Raw genomic sequence first — 736 nt, 5'->3', positions numbered from 1 at the left:
GAATTCCAGTGTCATGCTTAACGACTCTGGAATTTCCCCCTTCATCCAAATGAATAGCACACCTATAAGAAACAGCGTACTTGTATGGCCTATCCCCCAATACACCCCCGTTAGAGTGGAACGGGATAATTTTTTCGTGTTTCCTGCCGTCGTTGCTACGGCAATAACATGATCCGGTTCTAACGAATGCTTTATCCCCAATAGGAATCCTAATGTAAGAATCGACACCAAACTCATTTCTCTTTGACCTCCCCGAGACACTTCCAAACTTCTTCATACACCCTTTTAAGAGGTATATTGTTCTGTAAGGCAATTTTACGGCAATCTTCATATTCAGGTGCCTGCTGCAAGGTCAATCCCTCATGAATACCCCTCTTCATCGTCACTTTTCCCCATTGTGTATGTACATGTAAAAATGATCGTTCGAGCCTGTGCACGGTAAGTGGATAGTAGCGTATCCCGAGAGTCGTCGTTTCAGCAAATAATATCTTCTTCATTTTCGAAATCACCTGCTGTGAACAGAGAAGCTGCAATAACACTCCCGGTCGATTTTTTTTMATATAGATTGGCGTATAAAATACATCATTTGCTCCTGATTCAAACAACAAATCCATAACATGCCCAAGCCATTCACCGGAAATATCATCTAGATTCACTTCCATTTTCACCATTTGTTCATCAAGATGCTCATGATCAGGCGGGCGGTTCATTGAGTCTCCCCTATGATAACTCTAAG

The 736-nt window shown here is 42.2% G+C and carries 2 protein-coding genes; both read right to left on the bottom strand.

Going from position 1 to position 736, the window contains the following annotated elements; genetic code table 11:
- Nucleotides 1-237: HoxN/HupN/NixA family nickel/cobalt transporter (locus tag AC1DVB_RS27750; protein WP_477592066.1), on the bottom strand; the 237-nt coding region annotated here is incomplete at its 3' end.
- The gene (gene larC2 / locus AC1DVB_RS27745) at nt 234-710 is read right to left on the bottom strand and encodes a nickel pincer cofactor biosynthesis protein LarC2 (protein ID WP_477592064.1); all 477 of its coding nucleotides are present in this window, start codon (nt 708-710) and stop codon (nt 234-236) included. The genes larC2 and AC1DVB_RS27750, both read right to left, overlap by 4 nt.
- Nucleotides 711-736: the final 26 nt, after the last annotated feature.

The sequence above is a fragment of the Peribacillus sp. P4_D6 genome (assembly GCF_056401795.1).
This window is presented reverse-complemented; position numbering and strand designations above follow the sequence as displayed.